The following is a 19,541-nucleotide window of genomic DNA, read 5'->3' on the forward strand; positions in this document are numbered from 1 at the left end:
ATGAAAATCATATTAGCATCAACATCACTTTCTCGAAAAAAAGTACTGGAAAAATTAGCCATTCCATTTGAGTGCGTAGCACCTATTTGTGACGAAACTCCACTGCTTGGAGAATCTGCAAAACAGTTAGTTGTGCGTTTAGCAACGCTTAAAGCTCAGTCATTAGTGGCTCAATATCCAAATAGCTTAATTATTGGTTCTGATCAAGTTGGCGTTTTAGATGATCAGATTGTTTGTAAACCCCATACTGTCGAAAATGCTCGTAAGCAATTAAGAAATAGCAGTGGTAAAGCGTTTTATTTTTATACTGGTATGACCGTTATCAATACCGTCAATGGACAATCAACCACAATTTGTGAACCTTTTAAAGTCACTTTTCGCCAGTTAACCGATGCTGAAATTGACGCATATATTTTAAAAGAGATGCCATTACAGTGTGCTGGTAGTTTCAAATGTGATGAACTCGGCATTACTTTATTTGATAAATTAGAGGGTGAGGATATCAATTCGCTAGTGGGTTTACCCTTGTTAAAATTGAATAAAATTATGATAACAATGGGATATAATCCACTTTTGATCTCATAAGTCAGCGTTCACTTAAGTAACACACTGACTTATCTTTCTTCGTTGGTCAATCGACCCGCTGACATTTTCATAATTTTTTGGCTATAACTTGCCACATCATTATCATGTGTGACAATTAATAGTGCAGTACCTTGATGATGTATATCGGATAAAAGTTGCATAATGTCAGCAGCACTTTCTTCATCCAGATCGCTTGTCGGTTCGTCAGCAATAATAAGTTTTGGCTGACAAATCAGTGAACGTAAAATAGCAATACGTCGCATTTCACCGCCTGACATATTAGCAGGATAGGCATCTTGGAGATAACTGACCTTCGCCTTTTCAAGTAGGCTTTGAGCATAACTTAAACAGTGTTGATTTTGGCGTTTGGTTAGATAGAAAGGTAAGCGAATATTTTCTAATGCCGTTAAATTTGGCAACAAACTGCTACCTTGTGGAATGTAACCAATCTGTTGATTACGAAACGCAGACACTTGCTGATCATCAAGCTCAAATAAATTGGTATTATTAAGTATGATTTTACCTTGAGTTGGCGTAAGTAAACCAGCAATCATATTAAGTAAGGTGGTCTTACCACTACCTGATTTTCCCATTATGCAAACAAATTCATCTTTATTCATTGTGAAACTTACGTTATTCACTGCCGAGAAAATTTGCTTACCTCGTTGATAATCCTTGCGTAAATTTTTAATCTCCAACAACATTATTCACCCTCTCTTAATGTGCGATAAGTATCAAATTTAGTTATAGATAATGCTGAGTAGATACATGAAAGAGGCCCAATAATTAAAGTAAGAATAAACACTATTGTGGCATAGATTAATGCATCTAACAGTGAAATGCTCATACACGGTAAACCAATTGATTGGCAAATCAATAAGCTAAATGCATATAACAACACGCCAGAGATGATGATTCCGGCAATAGCGCCTAATGCACTAATAATTAATGATTCACGTAGTAACATGCTGACAATATCACGACGTGAGGCGCCTAAAATTCGAAGTAGTCCAATTTCTCGTTTACGCTCATTTAATGTCGAAGAAAAAATGATAAAGATCACCGCAATAGCCAGTATCCAGAAGGTAGCAGATAAGCTATACACAATGGTCGAAAAACTGTTTAAATATTTAGCTATATTGCTTAACATACCTTTAGTCATAACAAAGTCGATATTGTAATCTATAGCATATTTGGGCATGATTTGATTAACGATATCTTTAGGTTGATAATCAGGATTAACCTTGATAAAAATCGATGAGGCATAATTGGTAAAATGTTCAATATCACCTTCAATTAATTTTGCTTCTTTCATTAAAGATTGTGCCGCTGACATAGTCATAAATACAGAGGTGTCAAACCCCATACCTGTTGAATCCATTTTTGCTGCCACTCTATAGGGATGATTAAAAAACATAATTTCATCCCCAATATTTGATGTAATTTTTGCGCCAACCACAACTTCATTATCGTTTAATGGATTAGTTAACTGTGATTGTAACCATGGTTTAATGACAAAATCGCTATGTTGATCAAAGCCAATTAATTGCACTTTGGAGCTACAACATCCAGCGTTTAACGAAGCGATAAAAAGTTGCGGTGAAATAGATTGTATCCCTTTAATATTTTTGATTTTATCCATTAAATCAACTTTCAAATAGAAACTACTCGGTTCACCACGCAATAATGCTACTTCAAGATTTTTTTCATAACCATAAGGGACTATCAGGATATCTGCTCCTAAACGATCCGCCATACCTGAAATCCCTAAACTCAGGTTTTTCATTAATACACTACCACCGAACAGTGTCGCAGAAAATAGCATGATAATAATAATCAGACAGCAGCTACGAAAAGGTCTACGTTGTATATTTCGCCATGCTAGATTGGCAATAGTTATAGGAGTTTCTTGCATGTTTTATGTCCATCTATCTAATATTTTTTTAATGATCTTATTAATTCATACTTAATTTTTTTTAATGAGTTTATTTAAATAGAGTGAATTAAGTATCGATACAACAAATAAAATACCAGATAACAAAACTAGAGCAGGTTTTGCGCCCATATTACATCGCATCATCTCGTTTGAGCATACCCCAATTAAAATAGTCGGAATAGCGATAGCCAAAAGTGAAATACACGCTAATGCCATACTTAAACCAAGACGAACAAAAATTGTCCGACTCAGTAACATTAATGTGCCAATTACTATGATTAATGCACCAATACCTAATTCGGCTCGGGCAGTCCAAAAACACTTCATAATTTTACCGGCACCTGTATGCATATGCCCAGTATTGGCAACCTGATTGTTTATGCCATGAGCCGTATTGACTAGTGCATCGGGATGAGGACACACAGGTAAAATATAGATGGGAAATAGGATAATCATTAATCCAAGAAACACAAAAAATAGTGATAAAATTATTCGATTTTTCATATCATTAAAGCCTTATTTATTATTAATCACACGTGCCACTTTACCATGCTCTAAAACGACGGTGGTTTGTGCATGTTTTGAGACGTCAACCGAATGCGTTACGACAATAATAGTACTACCTTCTTCGTGTAGCTGATGAAGTAAGTTCATCACCATTGCTTCATTACTCTCATCTAGATTACCCGTTGGTTCATCGGCTAAAATTAATTTCGGATAGTTAATTAATGCTCGAGCAATACATAAACGTTGTTGCTCACCGCCTGACAACTGGCGAGGTAAATGCTTAGCTCTTGCTGCCAGCCCTACACGCTCTAATGCTTGCAAAGCTTCCTTTTCATCTACCATACTATGATAATATTGCGCTATCATGACATTTTCGAGCGCCGTTAAATAAGAGACTAAATGAAATTGCTGAAATATTAATCCAATTTTATCTCGGCGAATTTCGGTTAATTGTGGTAATGAGAGTTGAGTAATATCTTGCCCATCAAGTATTACTGATCCAATTGAAGGTTTATCCATACAACCGATAATGTTCATCAATGTGGTTTTACCACTCCCTGACGGCCCCATTATCGATAACCATGTTCCTTCTTCGACGGTTAAGTTCACTTCCGATAATGCATGCAGTGAACCATAAATTTTAGAGACATTATTAACTTCGAGTATATTCATACTTACATCCTATTCGCCACGTAAAACAAGTGCAGGTTCAACTTCAAGCGCTCGTTTTACGGGAATTAAACACGCAATGACAGTCACCATAGCTGAAATAACAATTGTTGTTGGGATAAGGTAAAACTCAATCACAATAGATCGACCAAATACATTAGTGCTTATCACCTGTGCAAATATCATTCCACAAACGACACCTATCATCCCACCGATAATGCCTAAGACTAATCCTTCGGCTAAGAATTCTTTTGCGATACTTTTATTGTTTGCACCAATTGCTTTTTTCAGTCCAATTTCTTTTCGACGCTCCATGACTACCGTCATCATGGTGGTGGCAACGCATATCATAGTCAGTATTAGCACCACAAAAGTGACTAAATAAAGTAATGAAGACAATTTACCCAATACGGATGATTCAGATTGTGTTACCCATTTAATTAAGTGAGGGTCGACCGTTGAAGAGTTTGCTTTTATCCTATCAATATAGTGTTTTAACTCATCTTGTGTGGCTGTAATACTCACTTCTACCACTTCCGCTTTATCTGTATCCTTCAAAAACTCCCCTAGATCCTGTAAACCAATAAAAATATAACCATCTTCAGTACGTCCGGTTTTAATAATTCCCGTTATTGTTAACTCTTCGTTGTAGCGTGAGTCTTGTTTGTTTTTTCCTAAAACCGGCATGGTGCTTCCAATGGTTAATTTGGTAAAGTTTGCAATATCGGTACCGATTAAAATTTCATGGGAATGTTTAGGTAGTTCGCCTTCAATTTTCCAATAAGGACTTGTTTTCATCACTTGTTCAAAGTCCGTACCAACCATAATATAAGGCTGTTGATTACTGCGAATAGATTCATAACGAAACGGGGTAACACCAAGTAGTTTTTCTTTTGGTAATAAACTTACCGCTTTTGAGACATCTTCCATTGTCATCATGGATTGATTATCAGCAGGCATTAATAACATATTGGCACCATAGGATCGAAACTCTTTTCCCATTTGGCGAGGAATATCATAACAAAGTGTTATCATACCAAGTAAAACTGTTGCCCCTAGTGCCACACCAAGTAAAGCAATAAGAATACGTGAACGGCGACGAATTAGAGAGCTAAATACTGTTTTAATGATAAAGCGCTGATTTTTATTAATCATGATTTTGACCTTTCAATTACCGTCCATGTAAAACATCAGTTGGGCGTAAAAACATCATAAAACGCAATGCTGGTAAACTTCCCATAAACGTAATAAAACTCACCATGATGAATACCAATGGAATGATGAGCATTTTAGGCTCAATAAATGAACCAAATACCGTGTGACCAATAATCTGTGCAAAGCCAAGACCAATAAAATAGCCGAAAACACCACCCAACAAGGCAATAATAAAAATCTCGGTTAAAACTAACATTGCAACAGCTTTATTGGTTGCACCAAGTGCTTTTAAAAGTCCGATTTCAGTACTACGCTCAATGACATTAGCAGTCACTAAATTAGAAATAGCAAGCGCGGAACAAATTAGTGATAGAACCGTTAATAAAAGCATTAATAACTGCGTTTTTTGTAAAATAGATCCCTCAGATTCGGCGACTTGCATAATGGCTTTTACTCGCACATCTGGCATCAACTCTTCTATTTGATAGGCAATCGAACTAATATATGCTGTACAATACCATGTATCCCATTCTGCTCTTGATAAGCTATTAGGATCTTGCGCTGCTTTTCGAGCCAATTCATTTTCAGGCGTCGTTAGCGCACTCACTTCGATCCGTTCAACAAGACCATTTTTATTTGCTAAGTTTTGCGCAACAGGAAGGGAAACATAAAGTTGAGAATCCTCAACTCCACCACTATGAAAAATATTATTGATGGTTAATGTAATCGTATTTTTAGTTTGCGGCGAAATCAGTTCAATCGTATCACCGATTTTTAAATTCCACTGTTTAGCGACTGTCTCGCCAACCATTACACCATGCAAGTTATCATCTTGCATGGGGCTTCCTTCAATTGTCCACCATGACTTCATCGCTAACATCCCCGTATCCACTTCATCACCTGTTGGTATGTTAAGATGCTTATTGAACCATGTTCCAATAAGCGTAATTGGCTTACCATTAAAGGTTGCTTGAGTGGTTAAATACGGGGTAAAATCAACAATATTATATGCCCAGAAGATCATTTTTATTTTGACTAAATCATCTTGCTTAATATATTGAATAGAGGCTTGATTTTCAGCATTTTCAATTTGATACAGTTCACTGACTAAAGCCGTACTACGCGGCACGATGTTTAAATTAGCGCCATAAGCTTTGAGTTCTTGATTCACTTTATCTCCCACGTCAAACATTACATTTAACATGGCGGTTGCTAACGATACCCCTAAAGCAACGGTTAATGCTATCAAAAACAGCTTCTTTTTTTGACGAACTAATACACTTAGTAACATTCTGTGAAACATATCTTCTTCCTTTGGAAAAACTTCTACTTAAAGCGAGTTTTTTCTGCTTCAAGGTGAGCGGTGCGAATCACCATATTTCCGTCAATAATCTCATATTTAAGTGGAACTGGATTACAGCCACCTGAAAATCCGATAGTGGCAATATTCATAACCACATCACATAAAATACAAACCACTTGATTGCCACGCTGATAATAGCCACTTGCTCCACAAATATCACATGCATCAAACCCAACGCCATAAGCATTCTCACTTTTCTTGATAACGATAAAACGAATTAACGTACCGTCGGATGCTTGAAAGCCATATCGATGTAAATTACCATCATTGACTTGAGTAAGAGGAATAACAATTAACCCCTCTTTATTTGCAGAAACAGGCTCAGCTGGCGTTAACTCCACCCCTTTTTCAAAGATATAACGCGCACGTGTAACGGTATAAGCGGTCATTGCTATGCCAGCCATGAGTAGTAACGAGGTTCTTCTATCTGTGCGTAGCTGTGCTTTGATTTTGCGGATTTGAGCCGGATTACTCCCGACTAAAGAAGTTGTTTTAGATTTTATATATAAAACAATCGTGATTAACAGCACAATTGCCATAAAAATAAATGTAAACAAATTGACATGTGCCAGAATAAAAATAACTAAATCCATCATCCATTTTTGTGTGGAGATGAGACGTCTGACAATTAAAATTTGAAGAAGATTAATACTATTTGCAATCGTATAGATCACAATAGATAAATAGGCAATAACAATAACAAATTTAGTCGGTAAACGACCACATATTCGATAAGTAAACCGACCAATAAAAAAAACTAACAATAGTGCAAATCCATAACCAATCCATTTGAACAGATAATCATTATTAAAAATAGATTCCATTCCAACATCGAATTCAAAAGGAAAAAGTATTAAATTTGGTAGACACTGAGCAGTAATTAAACCAATAGCAAATACAGATAACCCTATTAATAAGTGCTGATAAATTGGTCTTGATGAACGCATTCGAATAAGGATGATGATTAACAATGGAAGAGTAATAACTAACCAAAAAATAATGATACCAAGATCGTAATACTCACGAACAGCAAAACCTGTGTTACGTTTCAAAATGGCATAGGATAATGCAGCAATAAATCCCGAAATACTACCAATAACGATAAATGTTTTTATATGAAGGGTATTGAATTTATAAATTAGCGCACAAACTAACGCTATCATAATTGCAGGGACAAAAGTATTATCGGTGATGTTGATCAGGTATTGAAGCATAATGATTGCCTAATTATTGCTATTTATTATTGACGAGCGTTAAACTCGTCAATAATCTAGTACTTTATTACTCATTATTTCGATTTGGTTAAATGAAAATTACCAAGCTCGTGGGATGTAATCAAAGTCCCAAGAAACTTCAATTGGTTTACTCCAAAAACGGCCTTCAACACCGGTTTCTTTATCTACATGTAATAAATAGCCTTGTTTTTCAGGATTTTCGATAGTGAAGGTTACTTTATATTTGCCAGCACCATCAAGTTTAATATTATTACCATAGTGAGGACCATCAGAAGCATTCATCGGCATAAAATTGCCTTCAATTGTTTTATCGCTACCTTGCTTCTGAATTTTATATTTAACCGTTAGATAAGGGATGAAATCACCCACGCCATAGCCTAATTTATTTCCTTCAGCAGCCGAAATATCTGCTTCTAGATGCATATCAGATTTTGAAGCTGGAAGTCCCCCCATTCCAGCGGGTTCCATATCTACTGGTTGGAAATAAACTGCGCCAATGTGCAAAGGCCCTACTGTCACTTCATCACCGATTGGAAATTCTTCAAAACCTTTTTGCTCACCTGGAGCTGGTGCTGCAGCATAAGCAATTGAAGATAATGCCAGTATTGATGAAATCCCTGCGGTTAATAATACTTTTTTCATTGAAAACTCCTCTAATTTTTTAACTACTTTTTATTACAAATAAACTAAATTGCTATCGCTACCAATACTTGCTTGTTTAATGTTTTTTCCGTTTTTTATTATAATTTGTTTTGTAGTACAAAATGGACAATGCAACAACCATCACCATAAATAATTGTGGAGCTAATGTTTCAGCAGTTGGATATATTCCCAGCACTTCAATTGAGTGAACATAATCAACTGGAGTAACCTGAATAATATCTGCTTCTTGTAACTCCTTGACTCCACCACCGGCAAAAGCAATAGCCATGATATACATTAAGATACTTGTACCAATGAAAAATGGTTTAAGAGGTAATTTCATTGTTCCATAACGAATGACAATAAAAATTACCGCCAACACTAATGCCCCAAGTGCTAGACCATACCAAACCATATCCATGTGTTCTTTACTTTCGCTCAACATTGCTTGATAGAATAAGATTGTTTCAGCCCCCTCGCGGAAAACCGCTAAAAAGGCAGCAAATCCCAGCGCAATACTACTACCTGAAGATATAGCACTTTTGACCTTATCTTCTACATAATTTTTCCAAGCTTCTGCTTCAGCTTTTGAGAACATCCAGTTACTAATGAAAAATAAGACGATTGTCGCGGTTAACATTGCGACACCTTCAATAATCTCTTGATTAGCACCGCTAAGATTGACAATAGAATTAAGTGCTATTGCAGCAAGAACACTAGCAAAAACGGCAAAAAGTGAACTCATATAGACCACTTTTACCATACGGATATTTCCAGAACGCACTAGGTAGGCCGAGATAGCAGCAATCACTAATATTGCTTCTAATCCTTCCCTAAAGATGATGATAAAGGAAGCTAATAGTACACTCCAACCACTCTCTTTTTTACCGTCTAATTCGTTAGCATCTTCATGAAGCATTTTTAAAATGACATCGATTTCAGCACGAACAGTTTTATTTGGTGCACCATCAGACATTAAACGCTTAATTTTTGCGAATTGATATTCAGTATCGGTTCCACGCTTACCTGAAATATAAGACATAACGGCGCGTTCAACACCGTGTTTTTCATAAAAACCAAAATAAGCATTATTAACGCGAGCTTTAGCCTTTTCAGGATCTTTCATAAAATAAATATCATAGGCATCATTAAGAATGACATCCATTTCGTCAATAATCGCATTCCATGTCTCATATTTTTTTTCAACTGCATAAGATGAAGAAACAAAAGCAACGACGCTAACAAAAAATAGCAATGTTAGCGTTAAATATTTTTTCACAGCCATAACCTCTTATTTTCCTAATAACATCAAACCTATTGGTTTATTGTCTGAAGGTAACTGTAATTCTTGACTAATAACGTCTGGTTTAATGGCGTGTATATAACGTGCACTTAAGTCCAAAGCAGCTGAAGCTAAGTAGATGTTTTGACTCATTGCACCTACAGCAATATTACCAAAATTATTAGCTTTTTCTTCTTTGATATTATTAAATGCAGCTGAATCAGTAACAAAAATCAGCACATAATTAGCTCGTTTTACAAAATTTTGTAAACCGACATCGGCTCGAATATCTTTATTGTTTATTTCTTTTAGATAATGCCCTTCCCACTCATACAAAAAGGTTCCTTTTTCGCTTGCTACATAAATTCTTACATAAGGTTGTTTACCCGTACCCATTGGAACAGTCCAGCCCGTTGTTCCTCGATTTAAACCACTTGCGGCCCAGAGCACAGTAGAGAGTTCTTCATCCGAAATTTGTCCATTAGGAAAACCAGGACCTGGTGTTGATGACCGTTTTTTTAAACTTTCAAATAAGCTCATTCCATCTTTTGTTTGAGGAGCAGGTAAAGTAATATCGGCATAACATAGAGAGATAGAAAATAATGATGAGAATAAAATGACTACTATTTTTCGCATAATATACTGCATAATTACCTCTGACATTTTTGTAATCTAATGGAGGTGCTATCTTATTGCTAATAATTCCAATTATCAATACAAACTATCATTTTTATCATTAAAGTAATAAGAAAATTAGCGATAATTTCTTAACATATTGATTTGTAATCATCTATTTTAAAAAAAGATTTCATGCCTTAAATCCTATTAAATTACCTTTACTTAAATTTTTTATAACAACTCATATCTTATTTATTACTGAAATGTTATATACACTTTGTATGAGGTTTTACTCGATTGACTGATGACTATGAAAATTTTGTATCACAACACTTTATTATCATTAACACTATTTTTTATTCAAAATTAAAATGCTTTTTATCGAAATCTCTGTTTGCAGGCTTGGGACATTATTAGAAGATTTTTTGGAAAATAGATTTTTATGAGTAAAGGCACACAAGAATATAAAAAATCTGCCACAAGTTGAATTTAATTCATTTGCTTCGTAAAATAGCCAAAATTTTATTTTTGGCTGATTATGCAACTTCATTTAGTCGTTAATACATTTGGTTCTGACCTGCAACGCCGTTACGGCGAAAAAATTTATAAACTAACTTTACATGGTGGTTTTAGCTGTCCTAATCGTGACGGTACTATCGGTGTTGGTGGTTGTACCTTTTGTAATGTCGCCTCGATCATTGATGAGTCCATTCAAGTAAAAACGATTTCACAGCAGCTTGCCCAACAAGCGCATCAGATGAAAAAATCCAAGCGCTATCTTGCCTATTTTCAGGCCTATACCAGCACTTATGCCGAAGTTGAAATACTCAAAAATATGTATGAAGAAGCACTCAATAGTGCGGATATTGTCGGGCTTTGTGTCGGTACTCGCCCGGATTGTGTGCCAGATGAAGCGCTGAATTTACTTGCCAGTTATCATGCAAAAGGCTTCGAAGTTTGGCTTGAGCTTGGCTTACAAACTGCTCACGATAAAACGTTACACAATATTAATCGTGGACATACGTTTGATGTCTATCATCAAACTGTGCAAAAGGCTCGTCGTCTTGGCATAAAAGTTTGTACTCACTTAATTATCGGTCTGCCTAAGGAAACTAAGCAAGATAATCTAATAACGCTTGATAGCGTGTTAAATAGTGGTGTAGATGGTTTAAAACTGCACCCGTTACATATCGTAGAAGGCAGTATAATGGCGAAAGCATGGCGTGCAGGTCGGCTCGATATACTCTCTTTAGAGCAGTATGTTGATATTGCTGGCGATCTCATTAGGCAAACTCCGTCAAATATTCTCTATCATCGCATCTCAGCCAATGCCCGCAAACCTACCCTACTCGCTCCGGATTGGTGCGAAAATCATTGGCAATCAATGAATGCCGTAGACCACAATTTAAGGCAATTTGGTGTTCAAGGTAGTGCGATTGGGGATGATTACTGTTACACTCAATCCTAGAAAATAAAATCCTATTCACTTTTTGATTAGAAAGTAAATTCAAATTGCCTCAAAAAAGCAGTATTAATTATCAATAATGAATGAGATTAAAATAGAAATAGGAAGATTATTATGTTCTGGCACCAGAATATGAAATAACTAAAGCGAGATTATCGATTTAAAATCATTTAACATCGCTTTAGTTCATTAAATTTTCAATTAAAAATGATTCAAGTCTAAACTTTTGAATGAGTGTCTAAACGTTCATTTATATCGTTAACAATTTTAGATAATGTTTCACGTTCAAAAAGAGAAATATCAATATCATATTCTTTGCCGTCATAACTAATGCATAAAGTTTCACTAATACTACACAATAATATAAATACACCAAATGGCAGCAGTAAAATCTCAAAACTCACAAAACCTGAAAACAGATTGATAATTCCTTTTATTCCTAAAAAAACCAATATTACGGCGATTAATACCGCTTTAAGTTTAAATGTACGAGTAGTTGAAACAGAGCGAATACTTTTTGTTGGAATTTCTCGATTATTTACGGCACTACTACTAAGAGGATTATTAAATTCGTCAACTTTGACGACATCATCATTAATTTCAATTGTTGATTTCTGCCAGGGGGTTAACATTGATTGCTTGAATTGATAAACTGCCATTTCTATTCCTTATTTTAAATTGTTAATAAATTTTTTAGGTGTACTTTTTTGCGTTGAGAATATTATCACTTACTAATGATTTTAACAATTAAACTAATCATGAATTAAATTGTTAAAGCAAACAAAAAATGACATTTCATTTTCGCTAAAAACTAACAATAAAATCTATTTTTTGTACCTTGTCTAGCAACAAGTATATAATATGCCTTTCAAACTTGAGGCAATGTGCATGCAACTCGCTTTTTGTATCTATAAATATTTTCCTTTTGGTGGTCTGCAACGTGATTTTTTGCAGATTGCTAATGCTTGTCTGGCTCGTGGACATAAAGTTCGTGTCTATGTGATGGACTGGCAAGGCGATAAACCTGTCAATTTTGATATCATCTTAGTGCCTAAAAAGGGGATTTCGAACCATCGTCGAAATCAGAATTATTACTATTGGGTGAAAGATCATTTAAATGCAAATCCTGTTGATAGTGTAGTCGGATTCAATAAAATGCCTGGATTGGATGTCTATTTTGCTGGCGATACTTGTTTTGCAGAAAAAGTATCACATAAAGGTTTTTTTTATAAGCTGTCTAAACGGTGTAAACACTATTTAGCATTTGAAGATTCAGTATTCAATCCTCAACATAATACCAAAATTATGGTATTAACTAAGCAACAAATTAGCGATTTTGAAAAATATTACCATACTCAAGCATCTAGATTTGTATTGCTTCCCCCCGGAATTGCAAAAGATCGTCAATATCACATTGATTCGCCAATTAAACGGCAACAATTTAGGCACGCAAACCACATCCAGCAAGACGCTTTTGTCATCGTCCAAATTGGGTCTGACTTTAAACGAAAAGGTGTTGATCGCTCATTAATTGCGATTGCTTCATTACCTGAAGGGTTAAAAAAACAGGTGATCTATTTAGTTGTAGGACAAGACAAACCAGACGCTTACCAAAAATTAGCTAAACAACTTGGTATTTTACAGCAAGTGCGTTTTTTTTCGGGCCGTGATGATATTCCAGATTTTCTATTTTCAAGCGATTTACTGCTACACCCAGCAAGACAAGAAGCTGCTGGCATGGTGTTAATAGAAGCATTAGCGGCAGGCGTGCCAGTAATTGTATCTGGCATTTCAGGCTATGCTTGTCATGTACACGATGCCAATGCCGGTGTTGTGCTTAACGAACCGTTTGATCAATCAAAATCAAATCAAGCCGTCTATCAAGCCATAGTAGACAAACAACAATTGTTATCTTGGCATAATAACGCCATTCACTATGGCGAAACAGCTGATTTATATCATCTGGCTGAACGAGCCACAGACATTATTTTAGGTTGCAGACATTATGAATGAAATCAAACTTAAATCACCGTTCGATCAGCTATGGAAAAATAAAGATCCGTTTACTGAAGTTGAATTGATTTCGGGCCATATCTATCGAGAGGTTAAACAGCGAAAAACATTAAATTTTAAGCTAGATGGGCATTCTTATTTTATTAAAATTCATCGTGGTTCAACAATTAAAGAGATTCTAAAAAATCTGTTATCATTCAGATTGCCCGTTTTAGATGCTAAACAAGAATGGGATGCTATTCATCGTTTAGAGCAAGCTGGGGTCAATACCATGGATGGACGAGCCTTTGGACGTAAAGGCCTAAATCCTCTTACCCGTCATTCATTTATTATTACTCATGATCTTAATCCTACTATCAGTTTAGAAGATTTCACTCAATCATGGTCGATAACACCGCCTAGCTATCACTTAAAGCGTTCATTAATAGTGTATCTGGCAAGAATGACTGCCAATATGCATGCAGCGGGAGTCAATCATCGTGATTGTTATCTATGTCATTTTCTGCTTGATTTACCGTTGTTTCAAAATCATCAACAAATAAAATTGTCGGTTATTGACTTACATCGGGCACAAATTCGTAAGCGAGTACCAACTCGTTGGCGTGATAAGGATCTGATTGGACTTTATTTTTCATCCCGCAATATTGGATTAACAACGCGGGATATTTGGTTATTTTTAAAAGTTTATTTTAATAAACCATTAAAAACGATTTTACAAGATGAGCATAAACTAATTAGTCGCACGCAACAAAAAGCAGAAAGAATCCGACAACGGACGGAAAAATATGATCTATAACTATAAGGAAATACTATGTTTATTGAACAAATCGATATTGAAGGATTTAGAGGTATTAGCCGAATATCTTTAAAATTAAATTCAAAAACGAGTGTTTTAATTGGCGAAAACCGCTGGGGGCGTTCAAGCTTAATTAGCGCACTAATGCTATTATCACTGGATAGAAAATTCTATCAATTTGTTGATTCTGACTTCTATCACGATAAGTATGAAAATTACGGTACAAAAATTAGTATTAATGCCACCTATTGTGAGTCTTATAAAAATGAGCTTAACAATCAGAGTTACCAATCGCTACAAGCGGTTGCTTATCAAATAGAGCAAGATAATTTAAAACGTATTACTTATCAACTTACAGCTGATAAAATCAACGAAAATATCATTAGTCAACACAACTTAGTTGATCATCAAAGAAAACCATTTGCCGTTTCAGATCCAAAAATATTTATTGAGACACTCGTTAATCTTAATCCGGTAATGATACTTAAAAATGTATTGAACACTGACAATTTACCGATCACTAATCAACCATTGTCTGAATATTTCACTAACCAACTTGCTAATCAATTACGTGAACATTCAGCACAACTAAGCCAAGATGAATTGCAACGAGGCTTAAAAGCGGCTCGTGCTTTGTTAGAATACTATTTTGTCAATCCTGAGCAACGTTATCGTAATCAATATTTAGCTAATAAAAACAGTCCTCGTAATGAAGATTGGAATTCACTTGAACGCATTAACAATATTTTAGATGAACTCGATAATCACTATTTACGAACAGCTTTATTAGGTATTTTCGGATCCATCATGATTGCCAAAGGTGATAATCCTTTATCGCAAAGCGCGGTACCAATTTTAATTTTAGAAGAGCCTGAAAGCCAATTACATCCGATTATTTTATCAATTGGATTTCGGTTACTTAAAAATTTACCGACTCAAAAAATTATTACTTCGAATTCAAGTGATCTCGTATCATTATTTCCATTGGAAAATATTTATCGGTTAATTCGTCTGCCTGATCAAATAGTGACAAAATATATTGCGCCGAATTCTCTGAGTATTGATGACAACCGCCGAATTTTATTTCATGTTCTTTATCGACGGGCGAGTGCTATCTTTGCACGTTGTTGGCTATTAGTAGAAGGTGAAACAGAAGTATGGTTACTACGAGAACTTGCAGAACAAAGTGGCTATCATCTCAGTTCTGAGGGGGTACAATTACTGGAATTTGCTCAATGTGGTTTGAAACCATTAATTAACTATGCCAATAAAATGGGGATTCATTGGTACGTCATTACTGACGGTGACATAGCAGGTAATAAATATGCCGAAACGGTAAAATCGTTATGTCCTAAAGATAAAAATTATAATGATTATCTGACGGTTTTACCCGCTCGAGACATCGAGAATTTCCTTTTCAAAAATGGTTTTAGTCGTGTTTATAAATTAGCCGCGTATAAAACTGTTGAACACATTGATTTGCCAGTTCACAAAATTATCCAAAAAGCGATCCAAAATAGTTCAAAACCCGATTTAGCAATAGCGGTTTGTGATTATGCAAAATCAAAAGGGATTAAATCTATTCCTCATCTTCTGATTTACGCTTTTTCCAAAATAATTAAAGCGTCAAATAAGTTCGATTAATCGTTATAGCAAGTTAAGTCTAGCAATGTTCCGCCGAAGTTATCGGCGGAAATAAAAATAAACTATTTAGCTATACGTTTATATTTAGCTCGCTTTGGCTCCAATGCTTCAGCCCCTAAAGTGCGTTTTTTCCACTCTTCATATTCGGTAAAGTTACCTTCAAAGAACTCAACATGCCCTTCGTCTTGGTAATCTAAAATATGAGTTGCAATACGATCTAAGAACCAACGGTCATGCGAAATGACTAATGCACAGCCCGGAAACTCTAATAACGCATTTTCAAGCGCTCGCAGTGTTTCAACATCTAGGTCATTGGTTGGCTCATCGAGTAATAGTACGTTTCCACCAACTTGTAATAATTTGGCTAAGTGGACACGTCCTCGTTCTCCACCAGACAACTCACCAACTCGTTTTTGCTGATCCACACCTTTAAAATTAAAGCGACCAACATAAGCACGGCTTGGGATTTCAAAGTTACCAATACGCATGATGTCTTGTCCATTGGATATTTCATCCCAAACGGTCTTTTTATCATCCATACTGTCACGGAACTGATCCACTGATGCTAATTGCACTGTATCGCCTAAAGTAATGGTACCCGAATCGGGTTGCTCTTTGCCCGATAGCATTCTAAATAGTGTCGATTTACCCGCACCATTTGGACCAATGATCCCAACAATCGCCCCTTTAGGAATACTAAAAGAAAGATTATCGATTAATACTCGATCACCATAAGATTTAGTCAAGTTTTGCACTTCGATGACTTTATCACCTAAACGTTGCCCAGGCGGAATAAAGAGTTCGTTAGTTTCATTACGTTTTTGGTAATCATTGCTGTTTAATTCTTCAAAACGCGCTAAACGAGCCTTGCTTTTTGCTTGGCGACCTTTTGGATTTTGACGCACCCATTCAAGCTCTTTTTCAATCGATTTACGGCGAGCTGATTCGGTTGCCGCTTCTTGCGCTAATCGCTGATCTTTCTGTTCAAGCCAAGATGAGTAATTACCTTCCCATGGAATACCTTCGCCACGGTCTAGCTCTAAAATCCAACCAGCAACATTGTCTAAGAAGTAACGGTCATGGGTTACAGCGACCACCGTGCCTTCATAGTCATGTAAAAAGCGTTCTAACCATGCCACAGATTCTGCATCTAAATGGTTAGTCGGTTCGTCAATTAATAACATGTCCGGTTTTTCCAGCAATAACTGACAAATCGCCACTCGACGGCGTTCACCACCCGATAAATTTTCGATTTTTGCATCCCAATCCGGTAGACGCAAGGCATCAGCTGCTCGTTCTAATTGATTATCCAGATTGTGCGCATCTTGCGATTGTATAATGGCTTCAAGTTCCGCTTGTTCTTTGGCTAATTTGTCAAAATCGGCATCTGGATCAGCATAAGCCGCATAAACTTCATCTAAACGAGCCAATGCTTTTTTGGCATCACCAACAGCTTGTTCAATTGCTTCACGTACAGTTTGCTTAGGATCAAGTTTAGGTTCTTGCGGTAAATAACCTATTTTTATGTCCGGCTGTGGACGAGCTTCACCTTCAATTTCGGTATCCACTCCTGCCATAATGCGTAGTAATGTCGATTTACCTGCCCCATTTAAGCCAAGAACACCAATTTTGGCACCAGGGAAAAAACTTAAAGAGATATCTTTTAAAATATAACGTTTAGGAGGAACAATCTTCCCAACACGATTCATGGTATAAACATATTGCGCCATAAAACATCATCCGTTTGTTAAATTAATCATAGCCAAGTTAATTTTACTTGCTATAAAAGTCATGCCGTATATTGTAACGATTCTGTCAATGGGGTCTAGGGTTATTTGTCGAATTGATTAGATTTATTCACTCTCTTTTATTTTTAACATGCAATATAATTGGTTTCATATATAATCAATAGTCTATTAAATTGACAGTATGAGTGATAAAGACCATTTTAGGAGCAAGGATGAGTAACATCACCGTTAATTGCCATATTGATCGACAATATATTGTCGATACTTATTACGCGCTACTATATTGTTTGGATGATGTGTTTACACAAAAATTAGATGATTCAATTGCTGATAATATGCGTAATTTTACCTTCACCTTCGATAATGAAAAAATAGTGAAGCTAAATAACGATAAAAACGAAGTCTGTACTTTCTATTACTCAGATTTGTATCAAATTCAAGAAGCTAAAACTGGGTTATTTTTTTTTAGTAATAAGATTATTTTTGAATTTCTTCGTTATGATCTGTTTCAACCTAATGAGTTACAGCGCCTAAAAGATTATCTGGCTCCTTATTTGAGCAAAAACCAAGAATCCAAAATAGCAACAGTTAATTTTCAATTTGACTATCAAAAAGTATATGCGTTTATTTGTCATCAATATCGAAATTTAAGAAAAATGATGTTTATTACATCTACTATTCTTTTCTTGATGAGTTTGTTGGTATTTGCAAAAAATCCTCCTTTATCAGCACTAATTTTCATACTGTCTATTTTATTACTTACCATATTTTTGGTTAATTTTAAACAACAATCAAAAAAGCAGGTTTTAACATTGAATGAACGCTTTGGCAGTATGACCTGTATCTTTTATAATGATCATCTAATAACCAGTAGCGAAAAAAGAGTAGAAAATTATTTTAATATTAACTATGCTGAATTTTTCAAAATCGAGAAAACACCAAAAGGTTATGTGTTTCTTATACAGAAACATATGGGTTATTTCTTTTTTTATGAAGAGTTTACTTTAGAACAACAACAAGCGCTGGAAGAGAATCTGAAACACTATAGCAATTATTCAGAGAAGTAATATCATACCCTTTTTACTCATCCCACCTAATACGAGGTGGGATGTTAATCAGATTATAAGAAGGTGAAGATTTGATCTTTCGGCAGACGTGATTTTGGACGATGCGCATTACCATCATCTTGAGCACGATAACCTAACGTTGCAACCACAATGCTTTTCAATCCTTTGCTTTTAAGATCTAAAATTTCATCCATTTTAGCAGAATCGTAACCCTCTATTGCGGTAGAATCAACACCAATTGCCGCAGCGGCAAAAAGCAATTGCCCTAATGCAATATAGGCTTGTTTACCTTCCCAACACTGTTGCGATTCAGGTGTCTTGCTGTTTAAATTTACAAAATAACGTCGACCCTGATCTTGAGACGCCTTTAATTCCGCCGAAGGCAAACGTCCGTCTTTCTCTTCTTGATTAAGGAGATTGACTAAATGGGCTTCATCCAACGGGGTTTTAATGCAAAAAACAATAGTATGTGATGAGCCGGTGACACGTGGTTGATTAAAATCAGCTATTGCTGGCAAAATTTTATTTTTAGCCGCTTCATTATCAATAACATAAAAATGCCACGGTTGAGAGTTAACCGAAGATGGACTGTTTCTTAATACTGTTAAAAGTTGTTCAATCACCTCAGCCGGAATTTTTTTAGTTGGATCATAATGTTTTGTGGTATAACGTTTTTCTGAAATTTCAACTATGTTCATTTTAATGTCCTTAATTAATGATTTAAATAATTAATACCATAAGAAATAGTATAACCAGAATGATAAGACGCTCAATATATTATTTTGATAGGACGAACTTTGAAAATTAACCGAAAAT

At 35.6% G+C, this 19,541-nt stretch carries 19 protein-coding genes; 6 read left to right on the plus strand and 13 right to left on the minus strand.

Annotation, left to right across the window (positions count from 1 at the left end; all coding sequences use genetic code 11):
- Entirely contained in the window at positions 1 to 585 is a 585-nt protein-coding gene (locus GYM75_RS09245) for a nucleoside triphosphate pyrophosphatase (RefSeq protein WP_220215674.1), read from the plus strand.
- 29 nt (positions 586 to 614) lie between these two features.
- Here the strand turns inward: GYM75_RS09245 and GYM75_RS09250 are convergent, their stop codons facing one another.
- From GYM75_RS09250 to GYM75_RS09295, 10 genes are all read right to left on the minus strand, one after another.
- Positions 615 to 1,289: an ABC transporter ATP-binding protein gene (locus GYM75_RS09250; RefSeq protein ID WP_220215675.1), complete on the minus strand. Its 675-nt coding sequence runs from the start codon at positions 1,287 to 1,289 to the stop codon at positions 615 to 617.
- Positions 1,289 to 2,500 carry an ABC transporter permease gene (locus GYM75_RS09255; RefSeq protein ID WP_220215676.1) on the minus strand — a complete coding sequence of 404 codons (1,212 nt, stop codon included), beginning with the start codon at positions 2,498 to 2,500 and terminating at the stop codon, positions 1,289 to 1,291. The genes GYM75_RS09250 and GYM75_RS09255 overlap by 1 nt, the downstream gene beginning before the upstream one ends.
- Positions 2,501 to 2,551: 51 nt before the next feature.
- Positions 2,552 to 3,025 (minus strand): DUF4418 family protein, encoded by a 474-nt coding sequence (locus GYM75_RS09260; protein ID WP_220215677.1) that lies wholly within the window; start codon positions 3,023 to 3,025, stop codon positions 2,552 to 2,554.
- A 12-nt stretch (positions 3,026 to 3,037) separates the two neighbouring features.
- Positions 3,038 to 3,700 carry an ABC transporter ATP-binding protein gene (locus tag GYM75_RS09265; protein WP_220215678.1) on the minus strand — a complete coding sequence of 221 codons (663 nt, stop codon included), beginning with the start codon at positions 3,698 to 3,700 and terminating at the stop codon, positions 3,038 to 3,040.
- Between the two features lie 9 nt (positions 3,701 to 3,709).
- Complete coding sequence (locus tag GYM75_RS09270) at positions 3,710 to 4,852, minus strand: FtsX-like permease family protein (RefSeq protein ID WP_220215679.1); 1,143 nt, start codon at positions 4,850 to 4,852, stop codon at positions 3,710 to 3,712.
- A gap of 16 nt (positions 4,853 to 4,868) precedes the next feature.
- A complete protein-coding gene (locus GYM75_RS09275; protein ID WP_220215680.1) occupies positions 4,869 to 6,155 on the minus strand; it encodes an ABC transporter permease in 1,287 nt (428 codons plus the stop codon).
- A 23-nt stretch (positions 6,156 to 6,178) separates the two neighbouring features.
- The gene (locus GYM75_RS09280) at positions 6,179 to 7,429 is read right to left on the minus strand and encodes a Fe-S-containing protein (RefSeq protein WP_220215681.1); all 1,251 of its coding nucleotides are present in this window, start codon (positions 7,427 to 7,429) and stop codon (positions 6,179 to 6,181) included.
- A 99-nt stretch (positions 7,430 to 7,528) separates the two neighbouring features.
- Positions 7,529 to 8,092, minus strand: coding sequence for an iron transporter (locus tag GYM75_RS09285; protein ID WP_220215682.1), 564 nt, complete (start codon positions 8,090 to 8,092; stop codon positions 7,529 to 7,531).
- Between the two features lie 76 nt (positions 8,093 to 8,168).
- Positions 8,169 to 9,371: an FTR1 family protein gene (locus tag GYM75_RS09290; RefSeq protein ID WP_220215683.1), complete on the minus strand. Its 1,203-nt coding sequence runs from the start codon at positions 9,369 to 9,371 to the stop codon at positions 8,169 to 8,171.
- 12 nt (positions 9,372 to 9,383) lie between these two features.
- Positions 9,384 to 10,010, minus strand: a complete 627-nt coding sequence (locus tag GYM75_RS09295; protein WP_220215684.1) for a nitroreductase family protein — start codon at positions 10,008 to 10,010, stop codon at positions 9,384 to 9,386.
- Between the two features lie 520 nt (positions 10,011 to 10,530).
- Between GYM75_RS09295 and GYM75_RS09300 the strand changes: the two genes are divergently transcribed.
- Entirely contained in the window at positions 10,531 to 11,460 is a 930-nt protein-coding gene (locus GYM75_RS09300) for a TIGR01212 family radical SAM protein (protein ID WP_220215685.1), read from the plus strand.
- Positions 11,461 to 11,675: 215 nt separating this feature from the next.
- Here the strand turns inward: GYM75_RS09300 and GYM75_RS09305 are convergent, their stop codons facing one another.
- Positions 11,676 to 12,116, minus strand: a complete 441-nt coding sequence (locus GYM75_RS09305; RefSeq protein ID WP_220215686.1) for a hypothetical protein — start codon at positions 12,114 to 12,116, stop codon at positions 11,676 to 11,678.
- 229 nt (positions 12,117 to 12,345) lie between these two features.
- Between GYM75_RS09305 and GYM75_RS09310 the strand changes: the two genes are divergently transcribed.
- Genes GYM75_RS09310 through GYM75_RS09320 form a run of 3 tightly spaced genes read left to right on the plus strand, consistent with a single transcriptional unit; the run spans position 12,346 to position 15,910 of the window.
- Positions 12,346 to 13,470 carry a glycosyltransferase family 4 protein gene (locus GYM75_RS09310; RefSeq protein WP_220215687.1) on the plus strand — a complete coding sequence of 375 codons (1,125 nt, stop codon included), beginning with the start codon at positions 12,346 to 12,348 and terminating at the stop codon, positions 13,468 to 13,470.
- Positions 13,463 to 14,266, plus strand: a complete 804-nt coding sequence (gene rfaP, locus GYM75_RS09315; protein ID WP_220215688.1) for a lipopolysaccharide core heptose(I) kinase RfaP — start codon at positions 13,463 to 13,465, stop codon at positions 14,264 to 14,266. Before GYM75_RS09310 ends, rfaP begins: the two co-directional genes overlap by 8 nt.
- A 15-nt stretch (positions 14,267 to 14,281) precedes the next feature.
- Positions 14,282 to 15,910 (plus strand): DUF2813 domain-containing protein, encoded by a 1,629-nt coding sequence (locus GYM75_RS09320; protein WP_220215689.1) that lies wholly within the window; start codon positions 14,282 to 14,284, stop codon positions 15,908 to 15,910.
- Positions 15,911 to 15,972: 62 nt separating this feature from the next.
- On the opposite strand, the gene ettA is transcribed toward GYM75_RS09320, so the two are convergent.
- Complete coding sequence (gene ettA / locus GYM75_RS09325; RefSeq protein ID WP_065559071.1) at positions 15,973 to 17,640, minus strand: energy-dependent translational throttle protein EttA; 1,668 nt, start codon at positions 17,638 to 17,640, stop codon at positions 15,973 to 15,975.
- A gap of 230 nt (positions 17,641 to 17,870) precedes the next feature.
- On the opposite strand from ettA, the gene GYM75_RS09330 reads away from it, so the two are divergent.
- Positions 17,871 to 18,725 (plus strand): hypothetical protein, encoded by an 855-nt coding sequence (locus tag GYM75_RS09330; RefSeq protein ID WP_220215690.1) that lies wholly within the window; start codon positions 17,871 to 17,873, stop codon positions 18,723 to 18,725.
- Between the two features lie 53 nt (positions 18,726 to 18,778).
- Here the strand turns inward: GYM75_RS09330 and nfsB are convergent, their stop codons facing one another.
- A complete protein-coding gene (gene nfsB, locus GYM75_RS09335) occupies positions 18,779 to 19,423 on the minus strand; it encodes an oxygen-insensitive NAD(P)H nitroreductase (RefSeq protein WP_220215691.1) in 645 nt (214 codons plus the stop codon).
- Between the last annotated feature and the right edge of the window lie 118 nt (positions 19,424 to 19,541).

Origin of the sequence: Gilliamella sp. ESL0441, assembly GCF_019469185.1 — a bacterium.
Taxonomy (GTDB): Bacteria; Pseudomonadota; Gammaproteobacteria; order Enterobacterales; family Orbaceae; genus Gilliamella.

Bases quoted from the DNA above. Each gene is read 5' to 3' on its own strand.
- GYM75_RS09245 (WP_220215674.1), top strand. From the start codon at position 1: ATGAAAATCATATTAGCATCAACATCACTTTCTCGAAAAAAAGTACTG.
- GYM75_RS09250 (WP_220215675.1), bottom strand. From the start codon at position 1,289: ATGTTGTTGGAGATTAAAAATTTACGCAAGGATTATCAACGAGGTAAG.
- GYM75_RS09255 (WP_220215676.1), bottom strand. From the start codon at position 2,500: ATGCAAGAAACTCCTATAACTATTGCCAATCTAGCATGGCGAAATATA.
- GYM75_RS09260 (WP_220215677.1), bottom strand. From the start codon at position 3,025: ATGAAAAATCGAATAATTTTATCACTATTTTTTGTGTTTCTTGGATTA.
- GYM75_RS09265 (WP_220215678.1), bottom strand. From the start codon at position 3,700: ATGAATATACTCGAAGTTAATAATGTCTCTAAAATTTATGGTTCACTG.
- GYM75_RS09270 (WP_220215679.1), bottom strand. From the start codon at position 4,852: ATGATTAATAAAAATCAGCGCTTTATCATTAAAACAGTATTTAGCTCT.
- GYM75_RS09275 (WP_220215680.1), bottom strand. From the start codon at position 6,155: ATGTTTCACAGAATGTTACTAAGTGTATTAGTTCGTCAAAAAAAGAAG.
- GYM75_RS09280 (WP_220215681.1), bottom strand. From the start codon at position 7,429: ATGCTTCAATACCTGATCAACATCACCGATAATACTTTTGTCCCTGCA.
- GYM75_RS09285 (WP_220215682.1), bottom strand. From the start codon at position 8,092: ATGAAAAAAGTATTATTAACCGCAGGGATTTCATCAATACTGGCATTA.
- GYM75_RS09295 (WP_220215684.1), bottom strand. From the start codon at position 10,010: ATGCGAAAAATAGTAGTCATTTTATTCTCATCATTATTTTCTATCTCT.
- GYM75_RS09300 (WP_220215685.1), top strand. From the start codon at position 10,531: ATGCAACTTCATTTAGTCGTTAATACATTTGGTTCTGACCTGCAACGC.
- GYM75_RS09305 (WP_220215686.1), bottom strand. From the start codon at position 12,116: ATGGCAGTTTATCAATTCAAGCAATCAATGTTAACCCCCTGGCAGAAA.
- GYM75_RS09310 (WP_220215687.1), top strand. From the start codon at position 12,346: ATGCAACTCGCTTTTTGTATCTATAAATATTTTCCTTTTGGTGGTCTG.
- rfaP (WP_220215688.1), top strand. From the start codon at position 13,463: ATGAATGAAATCAAACTTAAATCACCGTTCGATCAGCTATGGAAAAAT.
- GYM75_RS09320 (WP_220215689.1), top strand. From the start codon at position 14,282: ATGTTTATTGAACAAATCGATATTGAAGGATTTAGAGGTATTAGCCGA.
- ettA (WP_065559071.1), bottom strand. From the start codon at position 17,640: ATGGCGCAATATGTTTATACCATGAATCGTGTTGGGAAGATTGTTCCT.
- GYM75_RS09330 (WP_220215690.1), top strand. From the start codon at position 17,871: ATGAGTAACATCACCGTTAATTGCCATATTGATCGACAATATATTGTC.
- nfsB (WP_220215691.1), bottom strand. From the start codon at position 19,423: ATGAACATAGTTGAAATTTCAGAAAAACGTTATACCACAAAACATTAT.